4 protein-coding genes and 1 rRNA gene are annotated in these 5,187 nt (G+C 73.2%); all 5 read left to right on the top strand.

The window, feature by feature from the left end:
- Window positions 1-92: ribosomal RNA gene (gene rrf, locus ACZ4W5_RS25660) — 5S ribosomal RNA — on the top strand; the annotation flags it as partial.
- Window positions 93-345: 253 nt separating this feature from the next.
- Window positions 346-2,946, top strand: coding sequence for a sensor histidine kinase KdpD (locus ACZ4W5_RS25655; protein WP_360245822.1), 2,601 nt, complete (start codon window positions 346-348; stop codon window positions 2,944-2,946).
- Between the two features lie 97 nt (window positions 2,947-3,043).
- Window positions 3,044-3,724: a response regulator gene (locus tag ACZ4W5_RS25650; protein ID WP_033351413.1), complete on the top strand. Its 681-nt coding sequence runs from the start codon at window positions 3,044-3,046 to the stop codon at window positions 3,722-3,724.
- A gap of 86 nt (window positions 3,725-3,810) precedes the next feature.
- Window positions 3,811-4,218 carry an OB-fold nucleic acid binding domain-containing protein gene (locus ACZ4W5_RS25645; RefSeq protein WP_360245819.1) on the top strand — a complete coding sequence of 136 codons (408 nt, stop codon included), beginning with the start codon at window positions 3,811-3,813 and terminating at the stop codon, window positions 4,216-4,218.
- 2 nt (window positions 4,219-4,220) lie between these two features.
- Window positions 4,221-5,048 (top strand): DUF3159 domain-containing protein, encoded by an 828-nt coding sequence (locus ACZ4W5_RS25640; RefSeq protein ID WP_465657145.1) that lies wholly within the window; start codon window positions 4,221-4,223, stop codon window positions 5,046-5,048.
- The last annotated feature ends 139 nt before the right edge of the window (window positions 5,049-5,187 follow it).

The following is a 5,187-nucleotide window of genomic DNA, read 5'->3' as shown; positions in this document are numbered from 1 at the left end:
CGCCCGGTTACATTCCGAACCCGGAAGCTAAGCCTCACAGCGCCGATGGTACTGCAGGGGGGACCCTGTGGGAGAGTAGGACGCCGCCGAACAATTATTCAGAGAAGGCCCACCCGGGTTACCGGGTGGGCCTTTTCGCGTTTCCCGGAAAACCGAGCTGGGCCGGGCCGGCGGCCCCCTGGCCGACCCCCGCCGAGTGGCTGCTCCTCCGTCAATATGCCGCTAAAACCGCCTGATCAGTGCACCGATCAGCGGAATACCGCCGCCCACGCCGTAGTCTCGAAGGCAGGGGGAACAGGTGTCCGGGGGTGGCTCCCGGACAGAGCCGGATCAAGAATGGTGCTCATGGGACGAGGCAGGCTGCGCATCTACCTCGGGGCGGCCCCCGGGGTCGGCAAGACGTACGCCATGCTCGCCGAGGCGCACCGGCGGCAGGAGCGTGGCACGGACGTCGTGGTGGCGTTCGTGGAGGACCACGGCCGGCGACGGACCGCGGACCTGGTGGCCGGACTGGAGGTCGTGCTCCGGCAGCAGGTGGTGCACCGGGGCGCCCGGTTCTCCGAGATGGACCTGGACGCCGTGCTGGCCCGCCGCCCGGAGGTGGCGCTGGTGGACGAGCTGGCCCACACCAACGTGCCCGGCTGCCGCAACGAGAAGCGCTGGCAGGACGTCGAGGAGCTGCTCGCGGCCGGGATCGACGTGATCTCCACCGTGAACGTCCAGCACCTGGAGTCGCTCGGTGACGCCGTCGAGGGCATCACCGGGGTGCGCCAGCGCGAGACCGTCCCGGACGAGGTGGTCCGCCGGGCGGACCAGATCGAGCTGGTGGACATGTCCCCCCAGGCGCTGCGGCGGCGGCTGGCGCACGGCAACGTGTACATGCCGGAGAAGATCGACGCCGCGCTCGCCAACTACTTCCGGCCGGGCAACCTGACCGCGCTGCGCGAGCTGGCGCTGCTGTGGACCGCGGACCGGGTCGACGAGTACCTGCAGAAGTACCGCGCCGAGCAGGGGATCGTCGGCACCTGGCAGGCCCGGGAGCGGATCGTGGTCGGCCTGACCGGCGGTCCCGAGGGGGCGACGCTGATCCGCCGGGCCGCCCGGATCGCGGCCAGGGTCTCCGGCGGCGAACTGCTGGCCGTGCACATCTCCCGCTCCGACGGGCTGGCCGGCTCCGGCTCCCCGCAGACGCTGATCGAGCAGCGCGCGCTGGTGGAGAGCCTCGGCGGTTCCTTCCACAACGTGCTGGGCGACGACCCGGCCGACGGGCTGCTGGACTTCGCCCGGGGGGTGAACGCCACCCAGATCGTGCTGGGCATCAGCCGCCGGCCCCGTTGGCAGTACGTCTACGGGCCGGGCGTCGGCACCCTGGTCACCCAGAAGGCCGGGGACATCGACGTCCACATGGTCACCCACGAGCACGCCGGGCACGGGCGGCGCAACAAGATACCCGTGCGGCGGATCACCGACCTGGGCCGGACCAGGACCATCGCCGGCTGGCTGGTCGGGCTGGTCGGCCCGCCGGTGCTGGCACTGGTGCTGACCACCATCGGCGGGCTGGGCCTGTCCACCGACATGCTGCTGTTCCTGTCGCTGACGGTGTGCGCGGCACTGGTCGGCGGGCTGCTGCCGGCCATCGGCTCGGCGCTGGTCGGCTCCTCGGTGCTGAACTTCTACTTCACCCCGCCGCTGCACACCTTCTCCATCAACGAGCCGCAGAACATCATGGCGGTGGCGATATTCACCATCGTCGGCTGCTCGGTGGCCTCCGTGGTGGACCTGGCGGCCCGGCGCACCCACCAGGCGGCCCGCGCCCAGGCCGAGGCGCAGACGCTCAGCGCGCTGGCCGGCACGGTGCTGCGCGGCGCCCCCAACGGGGACGGCGTGCTGACCGCGCTGATGGAGCAGGTCCGGGAGACCTTCGGGCAGGAGAGTGCCGCACTGCTGGAGCGCCCGGAGCCCACCGGGGGCTGGGTGCCGGTCGCCACCGCCGGGCCGCACCCGCCCGGGCGCCCCGAAGAGGCCGACGTGGACGTCCCGGTCGGGGAGAGCCTGGCCCTGGTGCTGCGCGGCCGGGTGCTGCCCGGCACCGACCGCCGCCTGCTGGGGGCGTTCGCCGCCCAGGCCGCCGTCGTGCTGGAGCGCCGCCGGCTGGCCCGGGAGGCCGCCGCGGCCCGCCGCGAGGCCGAGGGCAACCGGATCCGCACCGCCCTGCTGGCCGCCGTCTCGCACGACCTGCGCACCCCGCTGGCCGGCATCAAGGCCTCGGTGACCTCGCTGCGCTCGGCCGACGTGCAGTGGGACCCGGAGGACGAGGCCGAACTGCTGGCCGGCATCGAGGCCGGGGCCGACCGCCTCGACCACCTGATCAACAATCTGCTGGACATGAGCCGGCTCCAGACCGGCACCGTCACCCCGCTGATCCAGGAGACCGACCTGGACGAGGTGGTGCCGTACGCGCTCGGCGGCGTCCCGCCGGAGTCGGTGCGGCTGGAGGTGCCGGAGACGCTGCCGATGATCCGCGCCGACGGCGGACTGCTGGAGCGCTCGCTGGCCAACCTGGTCGAGAACGCCGTCAAGTACAGCCCGGAGGGCGTCAGGGTGCTGGTCAAGGCCGACGCCCTCCACCAGCCGGGCCGGCCGGGCCGGGTCGAGCTGCGGATCGTGGACCGCGGACCGGGCGTCCCCGAGGACGCCAAGGAGCGGATCTTCGCCCCCTTCCAGCGGTACGGGGACGCGCCGCGCGGCGCCGGGGTCGGCCTCGGCCTCGCGGTGGCGCGCGGGTTCGTCGAGGCCATGGACGGTACGGTCACCGCCGAGGACACCCCCGGCGGCGGCCTCACCATGGTCGTCAGCCTGCCCGCTGTGGAACGGCCGCCGGAGCGGCCCGGCCCGGACGCGCCGGGCGGCGAGGGCCACGACCCGCTCTCCGAACTGATCACCTGAGACCCGGCGCAACCACGCCGTACGCACAAACCACGCCGTACGCACAGCCGAGACAACAGTCCGTAAGATCCGACAGCCCGAAAGGCGGAGCCCGTAAATGACCCGGGTCCTCGTCGTGGACGACGAACCGCAGATCGTCCGCGCACTGGTGATCAACCTCAAGGCCCGCAAGTACGAGGTCGACGCGGCCCATGACGGGGCGAGCGCGCTGGAACTGGCCGCCGCCCGCCATCCCGACGTCGTCGTCCTCGACCTGGGCCTGCCCGACATGGACGGCGTCGAGGTGATCCGCGGCCTGCGCGGCTGGACCCGGGTGCCGATCATCGTGCTGTCGGCCCGGCACGCCTCCGACGAGAAGGTCGAGGCCCTGGACGCCGGCGCCGACGACTACGTGACCAAGCCCTTCGGGATGGACGAACTGCTCGCCCGGATGCGGGCTGCGGTGCGCCGGGCCGAGCCGGTCGCCGGGGAGGACGACTCGCTGGTCGTCACCGAGAGCTTCACCGTCGACCTCGCCGCCAAGAAGGTCAACCGGGACGGCACCGACGTACGCCTCACGCCCACCGAATGGCACCTGCTGGAGGTCCTGGTCCGCAACGCCGGCCGACTGGTCAGCCAGACCCAGCTGCTCCAGGAGGTGTGGGGCCCGGCCTACCGCACCGAGACCAACTACCTGCGGGTCTACCTCGCCCAGCTGCGCCGCAAGCTGGAACGCGACCCTTCGCACCCGCGCCACTTCATCACCGAACCGGGCATGGGCTACCGCTTCGAGAGCTGACCGGCGGCTCCCCGGCGGCCTCCCGGCGGGCTCCCGGCGCGGGCGACGCCTGCCGCCGGGGGCGCCGAAACCGGTACCCTGCCGACATGAGTGGTGACAACAGCAGTGGCCAGCCGCCGGGGCGATTCCGCCGCATGCTCAGTCGGCTGACCACCTCGGCCGAGGAACTGGACGCCGAGGACCTGCGCCAGGAGATCGCCGCCGAGTCCGGCTGCACGCCGATCGCCGGCTGCGCCGACCGGCAGCTGGTCACCGTCGCGGGCACGCTGCGCACGGTGACGCTCCGCCCGCGGGCCGGGGTGCCGGCCCTGGAGGCGGAGCTCTTCGACGGCACCGAGGCGCTGGAGGTCGTCTGGCTGGGCCGCCGCTCGATCGCGGGCATAGAACCGGGCCGCCGGCTCGTCGCCAGCGGCCGGATCAGTCACGCACGCGGGCGCCGCGTGCTGTTCAACCCCCGCTACGAACTGCGTCCGGTCGGACACGGGAGCGAATGAGCGTGAGCAACCACCCCGGCGGAGACGCCGCCGCCCGGATCGACCTGGACGCCGCCGACGTGGCGGCCTGGCAGGACACCGCCGCCGCCGAGGCGGTGGACGGACTGGCCCGGTCGATCGAAGGCACCGCGCCGGCCGCCGAGCGGCCCCTGGACCCGGCGGCCGACGAGGCCGCCCGGAAGGCCGCCTCCAAGGAGGCCGCCGACACCGTCCTGCAGGCCTTCGGCGGCGTGCGCGGCATGATCGACATGACGCTGCCCGGCCTGGTCTTCATCGTCACCTACAACCTCACCCACCAGGTCAGCGCCGCCGCCTGGGCCGCGCTCGGGCTCAGCGCCCTGTTCGTGGTGGCGCGGCTGGCCCGGCGGGAGACCATCCAGCACGCCTTCAGCGGCGTGTTCGGCGTCGCCCTCGGCGCCTGGATCGCGATGAAGAGCGGTAAGGCCGAGGACTTCTACCTGCCCGGCCTGCTCTGGAGCGTCGGCTACTGCACCGCCCTCGCGGTCTCCGCCGTGGTGCGCTGGCCGATGATCGGGGTGATGCTCGGCCCGATCACCGGCGAGATGTTCACCTGGCGCAAGGAGAACCCGGGCCGGCTCGCCGCCTACACCAAGGCGACCTGGGCCTGGGTGGTGATCATGGGCCTCAAGCCGGTGATCCTCTTCCCGCTGTACTTCACCCACAACGTCAACCTGCTCGGCTGGTTGAAGGTCGCCCTCGGCATCCCGCCGCTGCTGCTGGCGATGTACGTCACCTGGCAGATCCTGCTCAAGGCGCCGCCGCCGATCAAGGCGCCGGTCGACGACGACGAGGAGGAGCCGGCCAAGTAGCCGCTCCTCCCGCGCCCACCACTGCGCTGCGCGCGCACCGTACGGGCGAGGGGGGGGGGGGGGGGGGGGGGGGGGGGGGGGGGGGGGGGGGGGGGGGGGGGGGGGGGGGGGGGGGGGGGGGGGGGGGGGGGGGGGTGGT

The sequence above is a fragment of the Kitasatospora sp. NPDC029367 genome, assembly GCF_055569135.1.
The sequence above is the reverse complement of the archived record's forward strand: the minus strand, read 5'-3'. Positions and strand labels throughout refer to the sequence as shown.